The following is a 17,539-nucleotide window of genomic DNA, read 5'->3' on the forward strand; positions in this document are numbered from 1 at the left end:
CGTTTCTTCCCGCAGCAAGGGTGGAGCAGCGTCATTCTCTCATCAAATGATAAGAATGCAGGGATTGATTACTTTGATTCATCGCGTCGTGGCGCGACGCTGCGTTTCAGCGCCTGGCTCAGCAAGGACAGCAGGTCCCGCGCCGGAGCGCGCAGCGGCACGGTCTTCCGCGTGATGATGCCCAGCGTGCGCGTCACGCTCGGCGAGCGCAGCGGCACCGCCACCAGGTCCCCTGCATCGACCACGTCGAGCGCCAGCTGCGGCACGATCGCGTAGCCGATGCCGGACCGCACCAGGCTCACGGCGGTGACGACCCGCTGCACCTCGTAGCGCCAGCTCAACGTCTCGCGTCGCGCGCCCAGCGCGTCGTCGAGCAGGATGCGGTTTCCGGTTTCGGCGCTGATCCGCACCAGCGGCTCGTCCTGGAGCTGCGCCCAGGTCAGTGACGAGGCCCCGGCGAGCGGCATCCGGCGATGGCTGACGAGCACGAAAGGCTCCTTCACCACGGGCTTGAGCTCCAGGTCCCAGCGATTGGCCGCCACGATGGTGACCCCGAACTCCGCCTCTCCGGACTGGACCTTGTCGGCGATCTCGGAGGCGGAGTTGTCGTGAACCCGGACGCCGACGCCGGGATGGCGTTTCGCGAAAGCCGCGATGACGGCCGGCATGCAATGGGCCGCCACCGTGGGGAGGCAGCCCACGGAGACCTGCGCATCGCCCTCCCTGCGGTCGACCCGGACCTCGTCGAGCGCGAAGCCGAGATCCTCGAAGATGCGCCGTGCGCGCGGCAGCAGCGTCGTGCCGGCCGCGGTCAGCGAGACCTGCCGGGTGGTGCGCAGGAAAAGCGGCGTGCCGAGCGCTTCCTCGAGCTTGCGGATGCGGTGGCTCAGCGCCGTCTGCGACAGGTTGAGGTGCGAGGCCGCCGCCCGGAAGCTGCCGCGCTCGGCGATGCTGACGAAGGCCTGGAGCCCGAGGACGTCAACCCGCATGCGGACGCCCGGCACCGCAACCAGCGACAGGCGGGCGCGATGCATGAAGAGCCTTCAGCCGCTCTGCGCAACGGAACTGTCCTGCCACGGCACGGTCGCCTTTCCACGAAGCACCGTTCGACCATAGCAGGAAACCGCGCCGCGACCCCATCGCATGACGAGGCGGCTGGCCGTCATCCCAACCCCATCCCGGCGCAACCGTCGGGGCATGAAGCGCTGCAGCCCGGATCAGCGCGGGCGGCAGCGGGACCAGCTGAGCGGGATCACGTTGGAAGGAGCCGCCTTCTTCGGGCGAACCGGCCCGGCCTGCACCCTGCTCAGGTCGACCAGCGCTTCCTCGATGGCCTTCCGCAAGGTCTCGTCCGCGGATGTGCGGCCGGTCAGGCAAAAGAATGCACTGAGGAGATGGACGATGCACTCGTCATAATTCGAGTTGGAACGTGCGCTACGGCGCTGCAACGACATGGTGGCCCCACACGGTACAAACTGTTTCAATTCGGGCCGGCATAGGCATAGCGGGCATGGCGGCAGCAATTTCCCGGCCAGCCGCCTCCATGGTGGACCCAAACCGGCGCCGCCGGGGAACCTCGGCCCGCCCCGGCGGTTGACGGGGGCGTTGCGCTTCGCGCTCACCAACCTTCAGGGGGGATTCATGCCATCCCGTCGCACGGCTCTCGGGCTGTTGATCGGCGCCTGCGCTCTCGGGGCGCGGCCTTCCGCCTCGCAGCCGGCGGACGGAGCGCCCAAGGCCTTCGGCTATGAAGACGTCGTGCGGCAGGCGCGGGCACTTGGCGAGCGCCCTTTCGATCCGGGAGGAGCCTCGATTCCGCCGGAGCTGTCGAAGCTGACCTATGACAGCTACCGCGAAATCCGCTTTCGCCGGGACAAGGCGCTCTGGCGCGACGGCGAGTCCGATTTCCGGCTGCTGCCCTTCCATCTCGGCTTTCTGCACGACAAGCCGGTGCAGCTCTACGTCATCAGCCGCGGGGCGGCCGTGCCGGTGCCGTTCACCACGGGCCTGTTCGAATATGGCAAGGTTCCGGTGCCGAAAGGGCTTTCTCCCTCGCTCGGCTTCGCCGGATTCGCCGTCACGACCAATCTGAACGATCCCAAGGTGCAGGACGAGGTCATTTCCTTCCTCGGGGCGAGCTATTTCCGCGTGCTCGGGCGCGGCCATCGCTATGGGCTCTCGGCCCGCTCGCTGGCGCTGGATGTCGGCGGCGAAAAGCCCGAGGAATTTCCCTTCATGCGCGCGCTATGGGTCGAGGAACCATCCCGCGACACCACCGAACTCGTCATCTATGCGCTGCTCGATTCCCCCTCGGTCGCCGGTGCCTATCGCTATGTCGTCAGCCCCGGCCGGGAAACCCGCGTCGAGATCACCGCGACGATCGTCCCGCGCCGCGTGATCGAGCGCATCGGGATCGCGCCGCTGACCTCGATGTTCCAGGCCGGCGAGGGAGACCTCGCCCAGCGTTCCGACTTCCGACCGGAAGTCCACGATTCCGACGGGCTGATGCTCCACAGCGGACATGGCGAATGGATCTGGCGCCCGATCCGCAATCCCAAGACCCTGCGCATATCGAGCTTCGGCGACCGGAATCCGCGCGGCTTCGGCCTGATGCAGCGCGATCGCGCCTTCAGCAGCTATCAGGATCTGGAGGCGCAGTATCATCGCAGGCCGAGCTACTGGATCGAGCCGCATGGGGACTGGGGCGAGGGCCGGGTCGACCTCATCGAGATCCCCACCGACACCGAGGCGTTCGACAACATCGTGGCTTGCTGGACGCCGAAGGAGCCCTTGCCCATCGCCCAGCCGGCCGAATTTCGCTATCGGCTCTCCGCCATGTCGGCGACCTGGGATCTGCACCCCTATGCCCAGGCGCAGCAGAGCTTCAATGGCTCGGATGTGGAAGACGAACGTGCCGACGGGCGCGGCAGGAAGCGCTTCATCGTCGATTTCGCGGGTGGTGACCTCGCCTACTATCAGCACGATCCGGACAGGCTGGAACTGGTCGCGACGACGACCGCCGGCGAGATCGCCTCGAAGATCCTGATGCTGAACCCGCCGCTCGCCGGTGTCCGCGCCATCGTCGACGCCACCCTGCCCGACGGCCAGTCTGCGGAACTGCGCATGTTCATCAGGTCGCGCGCACGCACCCTGAGCGAAACCTGGACGGCGACCTGGTCGGTCCCGCCCGGCGATGGTGCCCCCGAGCCGCTATCGCGAAACTAGTCCGGCGAAGCCGGGCCGATACCGTCCAACACCTTGCATGGCGCGGGATCAGAGATAGCGGATGCCCGGATGGCGGCCCGGGTCGAAGGCCTGCCCCGGTGCGAGGGTGGAGACGAGAATGGCCGGCAGCGGCGTCGTCAGGACGATCTGCCAGGCCATCTGTCCACGCGGATATCCGTGCGGATCGGCTCGATGCTCCGGCTTCAACCGCAGGCCGTCGGGAAGCGAGCTATAGCCGCGCACCTCGAACCCGTTGAGGGTCGGCGTTTTCCGAAACCTGAAGATGCGGCAGCCCTGGTCGAGCGAACCCGGACGCAGTCCGAGAGCGGTTTCGATCTCCTTCGGCGTCTTCCTGCTCAGCTCGGACTGCAAGGTGACATAGCCGCCGAGTTCGATCTCGCCATCGGCATTCTGCGAAACGGCCCGACCGAGATCGAGCACCTTGACCAGATTGTAGGCGCCCCAGAACTCGATGCGCTCGAGATTGGCCTTTCGAACGCGCTCCGATGCCTGAAGAAGGCGGGTGCGCTTCGGATCGATGTAGAATTTGTCCATGACGAGCGCCCCGCCTGACCTTTGGTAAGGATAGCGAGCGATCTGCCGGGCCGCAATGCGGTCGGCGCGCCCTGCCCGGCCGCCGTTTCCATCGGCCCAGCCATTGGCCGGAGCTCGCCGGCTCGCGGGCATGCCGCGAATGGAGCCATCCGTCATTTGCACGAAGACGGTCCCGAGGCGGCACGTTAACCTGGGCTATCGCTCTCGATCGGGAGGGTCTCCATGCGCCTTCTGCTGATCCCGGTACTCCTCGCCGCATCCGGAGCATTGTCCGAGGCGCGGGGCGCGGGAAACGACCTGTGCTTGCTGTTCACGAAAAGCGAGGCCTCCGCCTACCTTGGCGCCCCGGTCGGCGCGGGCCAGAGCAGCCTGATCCCGGGCATGCCCGGCTGCACCTGGTCGGACGATGGAACGGGGGCCAAGCTGAGCCTGAGCGTCTCGCCGGCCGGCAATGCTCTCCAGCTCAAGACCTGGGGCTTCGAAAGCTGGGAGGGTTTCCGGTCCGTTCCGGATATCGGCGCCAGGGCCTATGTCGCGCGTTCCCCCATGATGGAGGTCATGGGGAAGAAGATCGGCGGCGATTGGCAGGCAGGCGCAATCGTCGGCAGCGACTATGTCGCCGTTGGCCTCAAGGGACCGAAGGGCGATGCCGGCGCGGCGATCGGTTTGCTGAAGGAGGTGCTCCGGCGGCGGCGATAGCGCCGGCACCCTAGTGGCAGACGACGCCGCGGCCCCTCATCGTGCAGGTCGAGGTGATCTGATTGCCGGCGGAAGGCTGATCGAGACCGCCTTCCGTCGCCGGCGCGTAGACTTGCGGGCCGCCCTGCATCACCGCGCCATCGCCAGGGCCGGGAAAGACGAAGCCGCCGCACCCCGTCAGGAACAGGCAGCACGCCGCTGCGAGAATCATCTTCATGGCGACCTGCCTCTCCAATGTTGGACCGGGGCGCGTGTCGTAGACCGCGCCGCCGGACCTCTACCGCCAGTATCGGCCTTCCGACGACGACAATGATCTGCGTCCCCTGACCGCTGCGACGACGACCCTACCGCTCAAGAAGCCCGTCGCCAATGAGCGGTGGTCGCAACCGCCGGAGAAAGATTCCACCACCTCGCGGGAGCAAGCACCGTCATCGGGCGTTGGCACCGGCATGACCACGCCACGCGCCCGCATCCCTGCTCGTTGTCCCGGCCGGAACCGGCCGCTGCCGTGGCGCCGTCGAGCATGGCCGCGAGGCCGGCCCTGCGGCCGATTGAATCGGACCGCTCAAGCCGTGCGAGCCGCGGTCCGAATGATTTCGAAGGCCTCGGTCCGGGTGGCAACGCCGGGCGACCCGTCCGCATCGGCCCGGCGCGCGCGGCTTCAGACCGCCGCGACAGAAACGGCTTTCCTGCGTGTCGTCACCCTAATATGGACGGATGATCCACCCTCGCCGGGCTCCGGTCCTCTGAAACACGGCGATATCAACGCTGCGCGCTCCCGAATTCCATCCGCATGATCGAGATCAGACATTTCCTGCGCCAGGAGACGCAGGCGCTTCATCGCGAGCTCGACGCCAGCGTCGGCGTCTTTTCGAGCCGCGCCGAATATGCCCGCTTCCTGCGGGGCACGTTTCGTCATCGCGCACCGGTCGAGGCTGCCTTGTTGGACGGCCTCGCACGACCGTCCGGTTGGCGGCCTCGCGAGCTCCTGCCTGCGCTGTGCGCCGACCTCGCCGACCTGGCTCTCCTGCGCCCGAAAGTCGAGCCGTTCCCGCTGTCAAATGACATGGCTGCCTTTCTGGGAGCCGCCTATGTTCTGGAAGGCTCGGCCCTCGGAGCTCGGGTGCTGGTGCAAGGAGTGGGCGCACTGGGATTCGGGCCTGGATTCGGAGCGCGCTATCTGTCGGCGCAGGCGGGCTCGCTCGATGGCTGGTGCACCTTGCTCGTGGCGCTGGAGGGTCTCGATCGGCAGCTGTGGCAGGCTGCCGCCCAATCGGCCAGGTCCGTCTTCGCGCATGCCATTCACGCCTTCACCTCGGAAGAACTCTCTCCTGCATGACAGTTGATCTGACGAACTGTGATCGCGAGCCGATCCATATCCCCGGCAGCGTCCAGCCGCATGGCTGCATGATCGTCTGCGATGCGGAGGTAGTGACGATCAGGCGCCACTCGACGAATGCCAGCGCCTTCCTCGGCCTCAAGGAGTTCGAGCTCGTCGGCCGCAAACTGGAGGAGGTCCTCGGCGGGCCGATCGTCCACGAGATGCGCAACGCGCTGGCCCGCTCGGGCGCACCCGCGCGCGCCGGGCTGATGCCGCGCTATCGCTTTGCCGCGCTCGACCGCGAGTTCGACGTCTCGATCCACGCCTTCAAGGGCAATGCCATCATCGAATTCGAGGCGACCGTTCCGGCCGGACCGAGCTCGCCGCTCGAATTCGCGCGGACGCTGGTCGGCCGGCTCTCGGATGTCACGACACCGGCCCAGCTCATCAAGAATGCGGCGCGCCTGCTCAGGGCCGTGCTCCAGTACGACCGGGTGATGATCTACCAGTTCGCGCCCGACGGCTCCGGCAAGGTCGTCAGCGAGGCCAAGCGGCCGGACCTCGAAAGCTTCCTCGGGCAGCATTTCCCGGCGAGCGACATCCCGCAGCAGGCGCGACAGCTCTACCTTCTGAATCCCATCCGTGTGGTCTCGGATTCGAGTGGCGAGCGCTTTCCGATCACCCCGGTGCTGGATGCCGCCGGGGAGCCTCTCGACCTGTCCTACGCGCATCTGCGCAGCGTCTCGCCGATCCATTGCGAATATCTGCGCAACATGGGCGTCTCCGCCTCGATGTCGGTGTCGATCATCGTCGACGGCGCGCTCTGGGGGCTGATCGCCTGCCATCACTACAGCCCGCGCTCGCTCTCGATGAACCGCCGTATCGCCGCGGAGATCTTCGGCGAGTTCTTCGCGCTGCAGCTCGGCGCCCTGACGCAGAAGCAGATGCTGCTGGCGGCCGAGAGGGCCCGCGACTTTCTCAACGGCCTGCTGGCCTCGGCATCCCATGTGACGGACGCCTCCGGCTTCCTCGGCGAGCATCTCGCCGAGTTCCGCGACCTCGTGGAAAGCGATGGTGTCGGCGTCTGGGTGAGCGGCGAATGGCGAGCCGAGGGCAGCGCGCCGCCCGCCGAGTTTGCCGAAGAGCTGGCAGCCTTCGCCGGATCGGTCTGCGAGGGGCGCATCTGGGCGACGACGGCGTTGGCCGAGGCGCTGCCGGCAGCGCGCGCATATGCCGATGAATTCGCCGGGCTGCTCGCCATCCCGCTCTCCCAGATCCCGCGCGATTATCTGTTCTTCTTCCGGCGAGAGCTGGTGCACACCATCGAATGGGGCGGCGACCCCAACAAGACCTACACGACCGGCCCGCATGGCGACCGCCTGACGCCGCGGCAGAGCTTCGCGGTGTGGAAGCAGACGGTGGCCGGCCATTCCAAGGTCTGGACGCCGGTCGAGCGCGAACTTGCGGAGTCCGCGCGCCGGACCTTGATCGAGGTCGTACTGCGCCAGAGCGAATTGCTGGCGGACGAGCGGAACAAGGCGGAGATCCGCCAGAAGATGCTCAACCAGGAGCTCAATCACCGGGTCAAGAACATCCTGGCCCTGATCAAGTCGGTCGTCGCCCATCCTCTCGCCGAAGGAGCGACCATCGAGGCCTACGTCACCTCGTTGAAGGGGCGCATCGAAGCGCTCGCCATCGCGCACGACCAGGCCATGCGCGCGAGCGGTGGAGGGCTTCTGCTCGACCTCGTCAATGCCGAGGCCCTGCCATACCGGACCAGCGGCGGAGCGATCACGGTGCGCGGGCCGGCCGTTTCCCTCGACGCCCGCGCCTTCGCGGTCGTCGCCCTGGTGATCCACGAGTTGGTCACCAACGCCGCGAAATACGGTGCGCTCTCGGTCAAGGCCGGCGAACTTGCGATCGACTGGTTCGCCAATGCCGCGGGCGACTGCGAGATCCTGTGGCAGGAGCGCGGAGGGCCTCCCGTCATGCCGCCCTCGCGCCAGGGGTTTGGCAGCGTCCTGGTCGAGCGCAGCATCCCGTTCGACCTCGGCGGTCGCAGCGAATTGACCTTCGGATCGGAAGGCGTGACGGCCAGGCTCTGCATTCCCGCGAAGTTCGTCCGCTGGACCGGGCATGCCGGCGCGACGGCGGACGCTCCCGCTCCCGTCAGGGACAAATCCGGCCGGCCGCTCGAGGGCCTGCGCGTGCTGCTGGTCGAGGATCAGTTCATCATCGCCCTGGATTGCGAGGACATGCTGACGACGCTGGGAGCCAGGCAGGTCGACGTCTGCGCAAACGTGCCCGAAGCCTTGTCCTTGTTGAGCCGCACCGCTCCCGACCTGGCGATCCTCGACGTCAATCTCGGCTCCGAGACCTCGGAGCCGGTCAGCCACCGCCTGCGCGAACTCGCCGTGCCCTTCGTTTTTGCGACCGGCTATGACGATCTGGCGATCCTGGGGCTCGCCGAGGCCGCGACGTTGCGAAAGCCCTACAACCTCGCCTCGCTGGAGGCCGCGCTGCGCCGGCTCCTGGGATCGGGCTAGAGCATCGGCCTCGCAAAGTGGAACGCGGCTTTCGGAAGAAACCGATGCAAAATCAAAGAGCGAGAGTATCCGACCGAATACCGTATTCCGTCCGATGCCCTAGCCGTCCGCTGCCTCGGGAGGCGCCAGGCCGGAGAGGGAGAGCTCCATGACGGCATGTGTGCCGCGCCCCTCTCGCTGTTCGTAGCGCAGTTCCGTCGCGAGGCTCCGGGCCATCGCGCTGACGATCTTGCTGCCCAGCCCCGTGCCCTTGATCGCACCGGTCCCGGTCCAGCCGATGCCGTCGTCGGCGACCTCGAGGGCAACCTTGTCGTCCACGCGGCTGAGTCTGACCCGGACTTCGCCCTGGCCGTCAGGATAGGCGTATTTCAGCGCGTTGGTGACGAGTTCCGTCGCGATCAGGCCGATCGAGATGGCCTTATCGGTTTTCGTCAGGATGGGCTCGGCTTCGAAGCTGACCGTCGGCATCCGGCCCGAGCCGGACATCGACCGGGCGAACTCCTCCAGCAGCGAGCGCAGATAGCTCGCGAGTTCGACGGTGCGGACATCGTCCGAGGTATAGAGGCTGCGATGCAGGTTGCCGATCGCCGTGATCCGGGCCTGGGTTTCGGCCAGGGCCGCCTTGGCGCCGGGATCCTCGACCGAGCCGGCCTGCATGCGAACGAGCGAGCCGACGAGCGACAGGCTGTTGGCGACGCGATGATTGACCTCCGCCAGCAGCGTCACCGCGCGATCGCGCGCCGCCCGCACCTCCAGCTCGGCCTGCTCGCGGGCGCGGGTCAGCCGGGTCTTCACGACCGCATGTTCGAGCGCCGCCCGCAGCAGCACCTCGAAATCCTCGCCGACGGTCTTGACGACGTAGTCCATCGCGCCGGCCTTGAGCGCGGTGACGGCGATCGACAGCTCCGAAGAAGCCGTGACATAGATGACGGCGGGCGCCGAGGCATGTTCCGCGAGATCGGCGAGCACGTCGAGGCCGGAAGCGGAGCCGAGATCATGGTCGAGGATGATGACGTCGACCCCGCCTTCCTGGGCCCGCGAAAGACCGGCCTCGGCGGTTTCGACATGCTCCACGACATAGTTGTGACGCCCGAGCATGCGCTGCACGAGCCGCCCCAGCGTGGCGTCGTCGTCGATATAAAGGACGTTGATCGGCCGGTTCGGCATCAGCGGCGGCCACGCAAGCCGGTCATGGCGTTTCGGGAACCTGGATGACGGAGAAGAACAAGCCGAGCTGGCGGATCGCGTTGGCGAAGCCGTCATAGTCCACGGGCTTCGTGATGTAGACATTGGCGCCGAGATCGTAGCAGCGCTGGATCTCGCGGCTGTCGTCGGTCGTGGTCAGCACGACGACCGGCGAGCGGCGCGTATGGGTGTTGGCCTTGACCTTCTCGAGGATGTCGACGCCGCCCATATCGGGCAGGTTGAGATCGAGCAGGATGAGGAGCTGGCGGCCGGCGCTGACGGCACCGGAGCCGTCCGGGCCGAACAGGTAGTCCAGCGCATCCGTGCCGTTGGCGAAGGGGATGATCTCGTTGCTGACGCCGGCGCGGCGGATGTTCTTCTCGATGAGGCGGGCATGGCCTTCATCGTCCTCGATCATGATGATCGAGACGGGCTTTCCATTGGTCACGCTTCGGCACTCCGTCTGTAGGCCGCGAGGTCGGGGGGCAGGGTCACGGTGAAGGTCGTGCCCTTTCCAAGTTCTGAGCGCACGGCGATGTCGCCGCCGAGATTGCGCACCATCGTGCGGACATGGGCGAGGCCGATGCCCTCGCCCGCCGTGTTCTGCGCACCGGAGCGACGGAACAATTCGAAGACGCGCTCGTGGTCGCTCGCCGCGATGCCGCGGCCGTTGTCCTCGATCTCGATCGTCACCCAGCCGCGCCGCTCTCGCCGCGTCCGGACGGCGATGCGGATCGGACGATCCGGCGCCCGGTACTTGATGGCGTTGTCGAGGAGGTTGCCCATGATCTGGTCGAGCGACAGGCGGTCGCTGACGATTCGGGGAACCTGCGAGTCGACGGCGATCCCGCCGTCCTCCTCCGCGCTCGCTTGATGGTGGACCGCACCCGCCGCCGTCTCGATCAGCGCGGCGAGGTCGACGCTTTCGGCTCGCAATTCGCGCCGCCCCTCGCGCGAGATCTTGAGGATGGCGTTGATCAGACCGTCCATCTTGCGCGTCGACGAGCGGATGAAGCCGATCGCCTCGGCGACATCGACCCGCAAGGCCTCCTCCGCCGCGGCCTTCTGCTCGGGAGAGGCCGCGGCTCCGGCTTCGACATAGGCGTCGATCGGCTTGAACATAGCCTCCAGCTCGCTGGTGAAGCCCATGATGTTCACCAGGGGCGCCCGCAGGTCATGCGTCACGATATAGGCGAAGCGCTGCACCTCCTCATTGGCCTTGACCAGCGCATCCGTGCGCTGGCGCACGCGCTCTTCGAGGCCGATGTTGAGGACCTCGACCTCCCGGCGCGCCGCGACGAGCTCGCGGGTATAGCTGATGATGGTCCAGCTCGCCGCACCGGCCATGGCCAGGATGAGGACGGCGCCGATAATCGTCGTCCAGCGGAGCCTGTTCGAAGCCGTCAGCTGCGCGTCGATCGCTTCCCGCAATTCCGTTTCCGACGTTGCCACGATGGCATTGAGGTCGGCGCGCAGTTCATCCATCAGCCGCTTGCCGGTTCCGCTGCGGACCAGCGCCGTCGCCGCCTCGACATCGCCCTGGCGCGTCGCCTGCACCGTGGCGGCTAGCTCCGCCATCTTGCGGTCGAGCGCGCCGGTCACCCGCTGAAGGATCGGGTCGACCTCGCGCAGCCGGGCCGCCGCCTGTTCAAGCCGGACTCGCTGATCGGCCAGTCGGGAGACGGCGGCGGTGTAAGGCTCGAGATAGCTTTCATCGCGAGTAAGCAGGAAACCGCGTTGGCCGGTCTCGGCATCCTGGACCAGCGACAGGAGGTCGGCGGAGGCGCTCCGCACGGCGCGGGCTGCCGTCACCTCGCCGAAATAGCGCTCGCTCGCGGCCGTCAGCCATAGCGACGTTGCGACGATGACGACCAGCACAGCGATGCCGACGGCCAGGAGCAGGGCGTTCGAGCGTTGGAAGAACGCCTGGGAGATAGGCATGCGGAAGACCAGTAGGAGAGATGCATCCTCTCTTCGCCAATCACGGCATAGCGGGCAATAGCAAATGACATTGCGATCCGCGCCGCTCTGTGAGTGGCGAGCGGCGCCTCAGCTGGTCTCGTCGTGCTTCCCGGCGTGAGCGGGGGCGCCCCGACGCCCTTCGAAATGCAGGCTTGCCACGTAGATCTCGGCCCCTTCGGCGTTCTGCACGATCACCGACAGGGACATCTCATCGCCGTTCGGCAGGCGCTCGCGATTGAGGGCTGCGAGCAGTTCCTTGGCGGCATGGCGCGCGCTCCGGTCGTCGGGGAGATCCGTGCCCTCCTCGTCGATGTCGAGCTTCTCTCCGTCGCGCGTGTGAAAGAAGTAGCTGGGCATATCTGCCCAATGCGGCCGGGGCCAAGCTGTTCCTCACTGCGGATCGATTTTGGCGGCCTCGGGTTGGAGGTGCAGGTAGTCGGGATCGAAATCGGCCAGCTCGCAGAGGCCCTTCCAATCGAGGACGGTCAGCCGGTTGGCCCGCAGCCGGACCAATCCGGCCTCCCTGATTTCGCGGAGCTTCTTGTTCATGTGCACCGTGGACAGACCGAGCGCGTCGGCGATCTCGGGCTGCGTCAACGGCAGGGTGCAGGTCACGCCGTCGGACAGTCCGATGGCGGTCATCTTGGTGATGAACTCGCAGAACAGGTGGGCGATGCGGCTCGGAGCCGAGCGGCGGCCGATGCCCACCATCCATTCGCGATAGATCGAGGCTTCGATCAGCGTTTCCCGCCAGAAGGCCTCGGAAATCCGATAATGGGCACGCGTCAGCGTCCGGACCGCCTCATGCGGGATCAGGCCTATCACTGCCGGGGTCAAGGCACCCAGGCTGTGGTCCATGCGTTCGACGAGCAGGGAATGGATGTCCGGAATGTCGCCGGGAAGGTGGAGCGACAGGATCTGCCGCAGGCCGTCGCCGACGATCTTGTAGCGGCACACCAGCCCTTCCGCGACGAGGCAGCACTGCTTGGTGAGCTCTCCCTCGCGGACGATGTCCTGGCCGGCGTCGAAGCGCTTCAACGTCAGCGGCAGGTCGAGGAGCTTCCGCCGCTCGGCCGCCGGGAGGGAGACATGCGTTTCCAGCTTGAAAACGAGCCGTTCGAGATAGTGATGCTTGTCCATTCGGTCCTGCTGCGCCTGATCATCCGCGATGACCCTATCAGCAACTCTCGCCGCTTTCGCCTTCGGGCCGGCTTTCTCCGGGAACGGACCGCGCGAGCCTCCGGTCCGGGTTGGCTGCAGCCGGTTCGCCGATGACAGCTCGCAGACACACGGGCCGGGCTGCATTTGTTCCCGTCACGTTCCATAAGATGACCTTACGGAATTTTCATTCCAGGTTTTCGCGGGGAGAGCAGGGAGAAACGGCCAGCGTGCAGGGTCGCTCGCTCGAGAAACGGCAAACCGAATGGCATTCGAACAGGAGAGCAGCGAGAGGTGGCGGACAGGGAGGGATTTGAACCCCCGATACCCTTGCAGGTATGCCGCATTTCGAGTGCGGTGCATTCAACCACTCTGCCACCTGTCCGCGGTCGCCATCGGTCGAAGCGAGGCGCTTGTTACACAAGCCGCGCCCGGGGGGCAAGCCTCCCGGACAGGAGAAATCGACCGTTCGAGACTGCTTCCGCTTGACCTTCGCGAAGAGCCCGACTATCGAGCACCGTCCGGCGCGGGGAAACCCGCGCCCGATCTCTTTTGGCATGTGCGCTGCGTCGCATGCCGGCAAGAGCAAGCCAGACCACGCAATCGACTGCCAAAAAGCCGTCCCACGGGCCTCCATCCGGAAGCCGCGACAGGACGGGGCCGAACATGGAGGACAAAATGTTCGCAGTCATCAAGACCGGCGGGAAGCAGTTCCGCGTCGCCGCCAACGACAAGATCACCGCTGCCAAGATCGAGGGCAACGCCGGCGACACCGTCGCCTTCGACTCGGTGCTGATGCTCACCGAGGGCGAGAAGACCACGCTCGACGCCAAGGCCCTTTCCGAGATCACCGTCGTCGGTGAGATCGTCGAGCAGGCCCGTGGCGAGAAGGTCATCGCCTTCAAGAAGCGCCGCCGCCAGAACTCGAAGCGCAAGCGCGGCTTCCGCGCCGAGCTGACCGTCATCCGCATCACCGACATCCTCACCGGCGGCAAGAAGCCGGAGATGAAGAAGGCCGATGCCGCCGCTGCTCCGGTCGCCGCCAAGGCGAAGGCTGCGCCGAAGGCCGCCAAGGCCGAGGCTGGCGAGGAGGAGGCCGAGAAGCCGAAGAAGGCCGCGGCCAAGAAGGCCCCTGCCAAGAAGGCCAAGGGCGAGGCGTCCGAGGCCTGAGACCGGATTTCCCGGCGCAGATAATCCGCGCCGGATCACCATTGCCGAGACTGTTCGTCCCGGTCTGTCGCTCCTGACAGAATGGTGCTCCGGCATTTCGTATCCGAGACGGGTGGCTTTCGCCGCCGATTCGGGTTAGAGAGACACGACAAGTTTTGAGGTAGGGCGTTATGGCTCACAAAAAGGCAGGCGGCTCGTCGCGTAACGGCCGCGATTCCGAAAGCAAGCGACTCGGCGTGAAGCGCTTCGGCGATCAGGCCGTCGTTGCCGGCAACATCATTATTCGTCAGCGCGGCACCAAGTGGCATGCCGGCGCCAATGTCGGCATGGGCAAAGACCATACCCTCTTTGCGACGACGAATGGCCGCGTCCGATTCACGACGAAACTCGGCCGAGCTTTCGTGAACGTAGTCCCGGCCCAAGAGGCCGCAGAGTAAAAGGCGGATAGGGAATTCTCTCGATCCGCCGGTTCCATCGAACCGAACGGATCAAGGGTAGAAGGCCCGAAACGGGTCTCCCGAAGGTCAGCGAAGGGGAGATGGGACCGAAGTCCCAGCTCCCTTTTTTCGTTTGCGCCGACGGAGAGACGAGAATGTTCCCCGAACTGACCCGCGACGATGTCTTCCGGCTCGAGACCCGCCGTCTCTGGCTGCGCTGGCCCCGCATCGCCGATGCCGACGCCATCCTTCGCCAGGCCGGCGAGAAGGCGGTGGCGGAAATGACGGCATCGATCCCCCATCCCTATCCATCCCAGGCGGTCGAGCCCTTCATCTTCGGCGCCCGCAAGGGCAATGCGTTGGGCGAGCACCTCGTGCTGGCCATCACCCCGCGGTCGAAGCCCAACGAGCTGATCGGCATGATCGGCGCGCACAAGCAGGCCTCCGGCGTGCCCTTCATCGGCTACTGGCTGGGCACCCCGCATTGGGGCAAGGGCTATGCGACCGAGGCGGTGCAGGGCCTGATCGACACGCTGTTCTCGCTGATCGACCTGGCCGCGATCGAGGCCGACACCCGCGTCATCAACCCGGCCTCGCGGCGGGTGCTGGAGAAGTCCGGCTTCCGGTCGGAGGGCTCCTTCCTGAAGTCGCTGCCGGCACGCGGCGGGCTGTTCCCGTGCGAGCAGTTCCGCCTCGACCGTTCGACCTGGTCGGCGCTCAAGAGCTGGAGTGCCAGCGGCTGGGCGCATGCGCCCGAGCTGGCCGAGGAGGCATCCGACGCACCGGAGCCCGAGCTTCCGCCCCGGCTGCAGCAGTCGCAGTCCCTGGCCGAGCCCTGTCCGGCCTGACGATCGCGGGAGGCGATGACCGGATCCGGACCGGCTGTCGCTCGCAGGGCTCCCAACATGAAATGCCCGGCTCAGCGCCGGGCATTTCTTGTTTGTGTCGTCGGGGCACAGCCGACCTGTCGGCTTGCCGCGTCACTTCACGAAGGTGCCGTGGAGCTCGTCCTCGATATGCACGCGGATGATCTCCTCGAAATTGGCTTCCGCCTTGAAGCCGAGCGCGAGGGCACGCTGCGGGTTGAAGTTTTGCGGCCAGCCGGCAACGATCTTGTCGATCACAGGGTCCGTCTCGCGCTTGATCCGCTTCACCACGTTCTCGCCGGCCACCTTGCGCAGCGTCTCGATCTGCTCGGCGACGGTGCAGGAATAGCCCGGCATGGTCAGCGCCCGGCGCGGACCGATCGCCGCGGTATCCATCGTCGCGGCATGGACGAGGAAACCGACGGCCGAGCGCGGTGAGGCATGCCAGTGGCGCACCTGGTCCGAGACGGGAAGAACGGCTTCCTCGCCATTGAGCGGCTCGCGGATGATGTTGGAGAAGAAGCCCGAGGCCGCCTTGTTGGGCTTGCCCGGCCGCACGCAGATCGTCGGCAGGCGGATGCCGACACCGTCGAAGAAGCCGCGCCGCGAATAGTCGCAGAGCAGGAGCTCCCCGATCGCCTTCTGCGTGCCGTAGCTCGTCAGCGGCGTGGTGAAGAACTCGTCCTCGATCTTCTCATGGAAGGGAGCGCCGAACACCGCCACCGACGAGGTGAAGACCAGCCGCGGCGCATAGCCCTCCGTCCTGCGGATCGCCTCGAACAGATAGCGGGTGCCGTCGAGATTGATCCGGTAGCCCTTGTCGAAATCGGCCTCCGCCTCGCCGGAGACGACCGCAGCCAGATGAATGATGACCTCGGGCCGCGTCGCGATGAGCTTCTCGGCCTCGCCCTCCATCGACAGGTCGGAAACCACGGTTTCGAAGTCGAAAGGCGCAGCCGGTGGCGGAGCGGCCGGCACCACGTCCTGCGCGGTCACGCGCGTGACAGGCTTGCCGCCCAGCCCGCCGTCGCGGGCCAGCCGCTCGATGAATTTGCGCCCGACCATGCCGGCGCCGCCGAGAACGAGGATATGCACGCTTGCCTCCCTGATATCTTATATGTCCGCTGAGTGCCGGCGTTCCGCAGCCATCCCGGCTTCCGGCCGGAACGGCATGCAGGCCGGCGCGTCCGGCGCGCCTCAGAGGGCGAAGCCGCCGTCGGCGAGATGGATCTGGCCGGTGGTATAGGTCGACTCGTCCGAGCCGAGATAGACGGCAAGCCAGGCGATCTCCTCGGCCGTGCCGAGCCGGCCCATCGGCTGCCGGTCGATGAAGGCCTGGCGCGCCGCCGCTTCGGTCACGCCGGTCGAGGCGGCCAGGTCCTTGATGCGCTGGTCGAGCGAAGGCGACTGGATCGTTCCCGGGCAGATCGCGTTGGAGCGGATGCCCTTCTTGATGAAATCGGCCGCAACCGCCTTGGTCAGGCCGATCACCGCCGCCTTGGTCGCGCCATAGGCATAGCGGTTCGGGATGCCGCGCACCGAGCCGGCGCCGGAAGCGATGTTGACGATCGAGCCGGCCCCCTTGGCGAGCATGCCCGGCAGGAAGGCCTGGATCGTGCGATGCATCGCCTTGACGTTGAGGTCGAAGGAGAAGTCCCACGCCTTGTCGTCGGTGTCGAGCACCGTGCCGTGATGGACGAAGCCGGCGGCGTTGACGAGGATATCGATCGGCCCGACCTTCTCGGCGAAGGCGTTGACGGCCTTGGTCGACAGCACGTCGAGCTTGCGCTTCTTCGCTTTCGGAATGCCCTCGAGCAGGGTGACGTCCTTGTCCGTCGCCCAGACCGTGGCCCCCTCCGCGACGAAGGCCTCCGCGATGGCCCGGCCAATGCCCTGCCCCGCTGCGGTGACCACCGCGACCTTGCCCTTCAAACGACCCGCCATGCTCTTGTCCTCTTTTTAGCCGGCTTTAGAAAATGTCTTGCGCATATGGGTGAGGCGCCGGTCGGCCATCTCCTCATGATGCGTGATGGTGAAGCCGAGGCGCTCGTACCAGCCGATGCGCTGGCTGAGGCTGGCGTGGGTGTAGAGGTGGACCGATTCGTAACCGAGCCCGCGCGCCCGCTCCTCGGCGAAGGCCATCAGGGCCGCGCCGAGCTTGCGGCCTGCGGCGCGCGGCGAGACCGCGATGCTCCAGATCGTGAAATCGTCGGCGTCGATCTCCAGCACCAGCACGGCCTCGAGCCAGCCCGCGCTGTCCAGCAGCCAGACCTCATGCTCGGCCAGCACCGCATTGTAGTCGGCGAGGCGCGGCAGCGACGGCACGCCGATGATCGCTTCGTTAGGCAGATAGGCCGCCTCCGTCAGCGCGACGATGGCCGGAATATCGGCGGGCGTGGCGCGGCGCGGCGTCAT

19 protein-coding genes and 1 tRNA gene are annotated in these 17,539 nt (G+C 66.5%); 7 read left to right on the forward strand and 13 right to left on the reverse strand.

From position 1 onward, the window contains the following. Nucleotides 1–68 precede the first annotated feature (68 nt). Nucleotides 69–1,034 (reverse strand): LysR family transcriptional regulator, encoded by a 966-nt coding sequence (locus BGO20_RS19510; RefSeq protein WP_291659135.1) that lies wholly within the window; start codon nt 1,032–1,034, stop codon nt 69–71. 183 nt (nt 1,035–1,217) lie between these two features. After that, nucleotides 1,218–1,454: a hypothetical protein gene (locus BGO20_RS19515; protein ID WP_291659136.1), complete on the reverse strand. Its 237-nt coding sequence runs from the start codon at nt 1,452–1,454 to the stop codon at nt 1,218–1,220. A 187-nt stretch (nt 1,455–1,641) separates the two neighbouring features. Here BGO20_RS19515 and BGO20_RS19520 point away from each other — a divergent pair, with 187 nt between their 5' ends. Then, nucleotides 1,642–3,225: an OpgD/OpgG family glucan biosynthesis protein gene (locus BGO20_RS19520; protein WP_291659137.1), complete on the forward strand. Its 1,584-nt coding sequence runs from the start codon at nt 1,642–1,644 to the stop codon at nt 3,223–3,225. A 48-nt stretch (nt 3,226–3,273) separates the two neighbouring features. Here BGO20_RS19520 and BGO20_RS19525 read toward each other — a convergent pair whose 3' ends face one another. Beyond that, nucleotides 3,274–3,780, reverse strand: coding sequence for a hypothetical protein (locus BGO20_RS19525; RefSeq protein WP_291659138.1), 507 nt, complete (start codon nt 3,778–3,780; stop codon nt 3,274–3,276). A gap of 222 nt (nt 3,781–4,002) precedes the next feature. Here BGO20_RS19525 and BGO20_RS19530 point away from each other — a divergent pair, with 222 nt between their 5' ends. After that, on the forward strand, nt 4,003–4,479 hold the full coding sequence (locus BGO20_RS19530) for a hypothetical protein (protein ID WP_291659139.1): 477 nt from the start codon (nt 4,003–4,005) through the stop codon (nt 4,477–4,479). 10 nt (nt 4,480–4,489) lie between these two features. On the opposite strand, the gene BGO20_RS19535 is transcribed toward BGO20_RS19530, so the two are convergent. Further along, complete coding sequence (locus BGO20_RS19535; protein ID WP_291659140.1) at nt 4,490–4,696, reverse strand: hypothetical protein; 207 nt, start codon at nt 4,694–4,696, stop codon at nt 4,490–4,492. A 576-nt stretch (nt 4,697–5,272) separates the two neighbouring features. On the opposite strand from BGO20_RS19535, the gene BGO20_RS19540 reads away from it, so the two are divergent. Beyond that, a complete protein-coding gene (locus BGO20_RS19540) occupies nt 5,273–5,818 on the forward strand; it encodes a biliverdin-producing heme oxygenase (protein WP_291659141.1) in 546 nt (181 codons plus the stop codon). Continuing rightward, nucleotides 5,815–8,346, forward strand: a complete 2,532-nt coding sequence (locus BGO20_RS19545) for an HWE histidine kinase domain-containing protein (RefSeq protein ID WP_291659142.1) — start codon at nt 5,815–5,817, stop codon at nt 8,344–8,346. Before BGO20_RS19540 ends, BGO20_RS19545 begins: the two co-directional genes overlap by 4 nt. 99 nt (nt 8,347–8,445) lie before the next feature. Here BGO20_RS19545 and BGO20_RS19550 read toward each other — a convergent pair whose 3' ends face one another. From BGO20_RS19550 to BGO20_RS19575, 6 genes are all read right to left on the reverse strand, one after another. Then, on the reverse strand, nt 8,446–9,513 hold the full coding sequence (locus BGO20_RS19550) for a response regulator (RefSeq protein ID WP_291659143.1): 1,068 nt from the start codon (nt 9,511–9,513) through the stop codon (nt 8,446–8,448). A 22-nt stretch (nt 9,514–9,535) separates the two neighbouring features. Further along, complete coding sequence (locus BGO20_RS19555; protein WP_291659923.1) at nt 9,536–9,949, reverse strand: response regulator; 414 nt, start codon at nt 9,947–9,949, stop codon at nt 9,536–9,538. 26 nt (nt 9,950–9,975) lie between these two features. After that, nucleotides 9,976–11,472 carry a sensor histidine kinase gene (locus tag BGO20_RS19560; protein ID WP_291659144.1) on the reverse strand — a complete coding sequence of 499 codons (1,497 nt, stop codon included), beginning with the start codon at nt 11,470–11,472 and terminating at the stop codon, nt 9,976–9,978. Between the two features lie 108 nt (nt 11,473–11,580). After that, the gene (locus tag BGO20_RS19565; protein WP_291659145.1) at nt 11,581–11,850 is read right to left on the reverse strand and encodes a DUF6894 family protein; all 270 of its coding nucleotides are present in this window, start codon (nt 11,848–11,850) and stop codon (nt 11,581–11,583) included. 33 nt (nt 11,851–11,883) lie between these two features. Beyond that, nucleotides 11,884–12,633: a Crp/Fnr family transcriptional regulator gene (locus tag BGO20_RS19570; protein WP_291659146.1), complete on the reverse strand. Its 750-nt coding sequence runs from the start codon at nt 12,631–12,633 to the stop codon at nt 11,884–11,886. Nucleotides 12,634–12,946: 313 nt separating this feature from the next. Then, nucleotides 12,947–13,036, reverse strand: a tRNA-Ser gene (locus tag BGO20_RS19575). 293 nt (nt 13,037–13,329) lie between these two features. Here BGO20_RS19575 and rplU point away from each other — a divergent pair. The 3 genes from rplU to BGO20_RS19590 all read left to right on the forward strand — a co-directional run bounded on the left by rplU (nt 13,330) and on the right by BGO20_RS19590 (nt 15,106). Continuing rightward, complete coding sequence (gene rplU / locus BGO20_RS19580) at nt 13,330–13,821, forward strand: 50S ribosomal protein L21 (RefSeq protein WP_291659147.1); 492 nt, start codon at nt 13,330–13,332, stop codon at nt 13,819–13,821. A 170-nt stretch (nt 13,822–13,991) separates the two neighbouring features. Then, entirely contained in the window at nt 13,992–14,258 is a 267-nt protein-coding gene (rpmA, locus tag BGO20_RS19585) for a 50S ribosomal protein L27 (protein ID WP_038363769.1), read from the forward strand. A gap of 155 nt (nt 14,259–14,413) precedes the next feature. Then, the gene (locus tag BGO20_RS19590; RefSeq protein WP_291659148.1) at nt 14,414–15,106 is read left to right on the forward strand and encodes a GNAT family N-acetyltransferase; all 693 of its coding nucleotides are present in this window, start codon (nt 14,414–14,416) and stop codon (nt 15,104–15,106) included. A gap of 132 nt (nt 15,107–15,238) precedes the next feature. Here BGO20_RS19590 and denD read toward each other — a convergent pair whose 3' ends face one another. The 3 genes from denD to BGO20_RS19605 all read right to left on the reverse strand — a co-directional run bounded on the left by denD (nt 15,239) and on the right by BGO20_RS19605 (nt 17,539). Beyond that, on the reverse strand, nt 15,239–16,219 hold the full coding sequence (denD, locus tag BGO20_RS19595) for a D-erythronate dehydrogenase (protein WP_291659149.1): 981 nt from the start codon (nt 16,217–16,219) through the stop codon (nt 15,239–15,241). Nucleotides 16,220–16,321: 102 nt separating this feature from the next. Next, a complete protein-coding gene (locus BGO20_RS19600; RefSeq protein ID WP_291659150.1) occupies nt 16,322–17,068 on the reverse strand; it encodes an SDR family oxidoreductase in 747 nt (248 codons plus the stop codon). A gap of 15 nt (nt 17,069–17,083) precedes the next feature. Then, nucleotides 17,084–17,539 carry a GNAT family N-acetyltransferase gene (locus BGO20_RS19605; protein ID WP_291659151.1) on the reverse strand — a complete coding sequence of 152 codons (456 nt, stop codon included), beginning with the start codon at nt 17,537–17,539 and terminating at the stop codon, nt 17,084–17,086.

The sequence above is a fragment of the Allobosea sp. 67-29 genome (assembly GCF_001898115.1).
Lineage (GTDB): Bacteria > Pseudomonadota > Alphaproteobacteria > Rhizobiales > Beijerinckiaceae > Allobosea.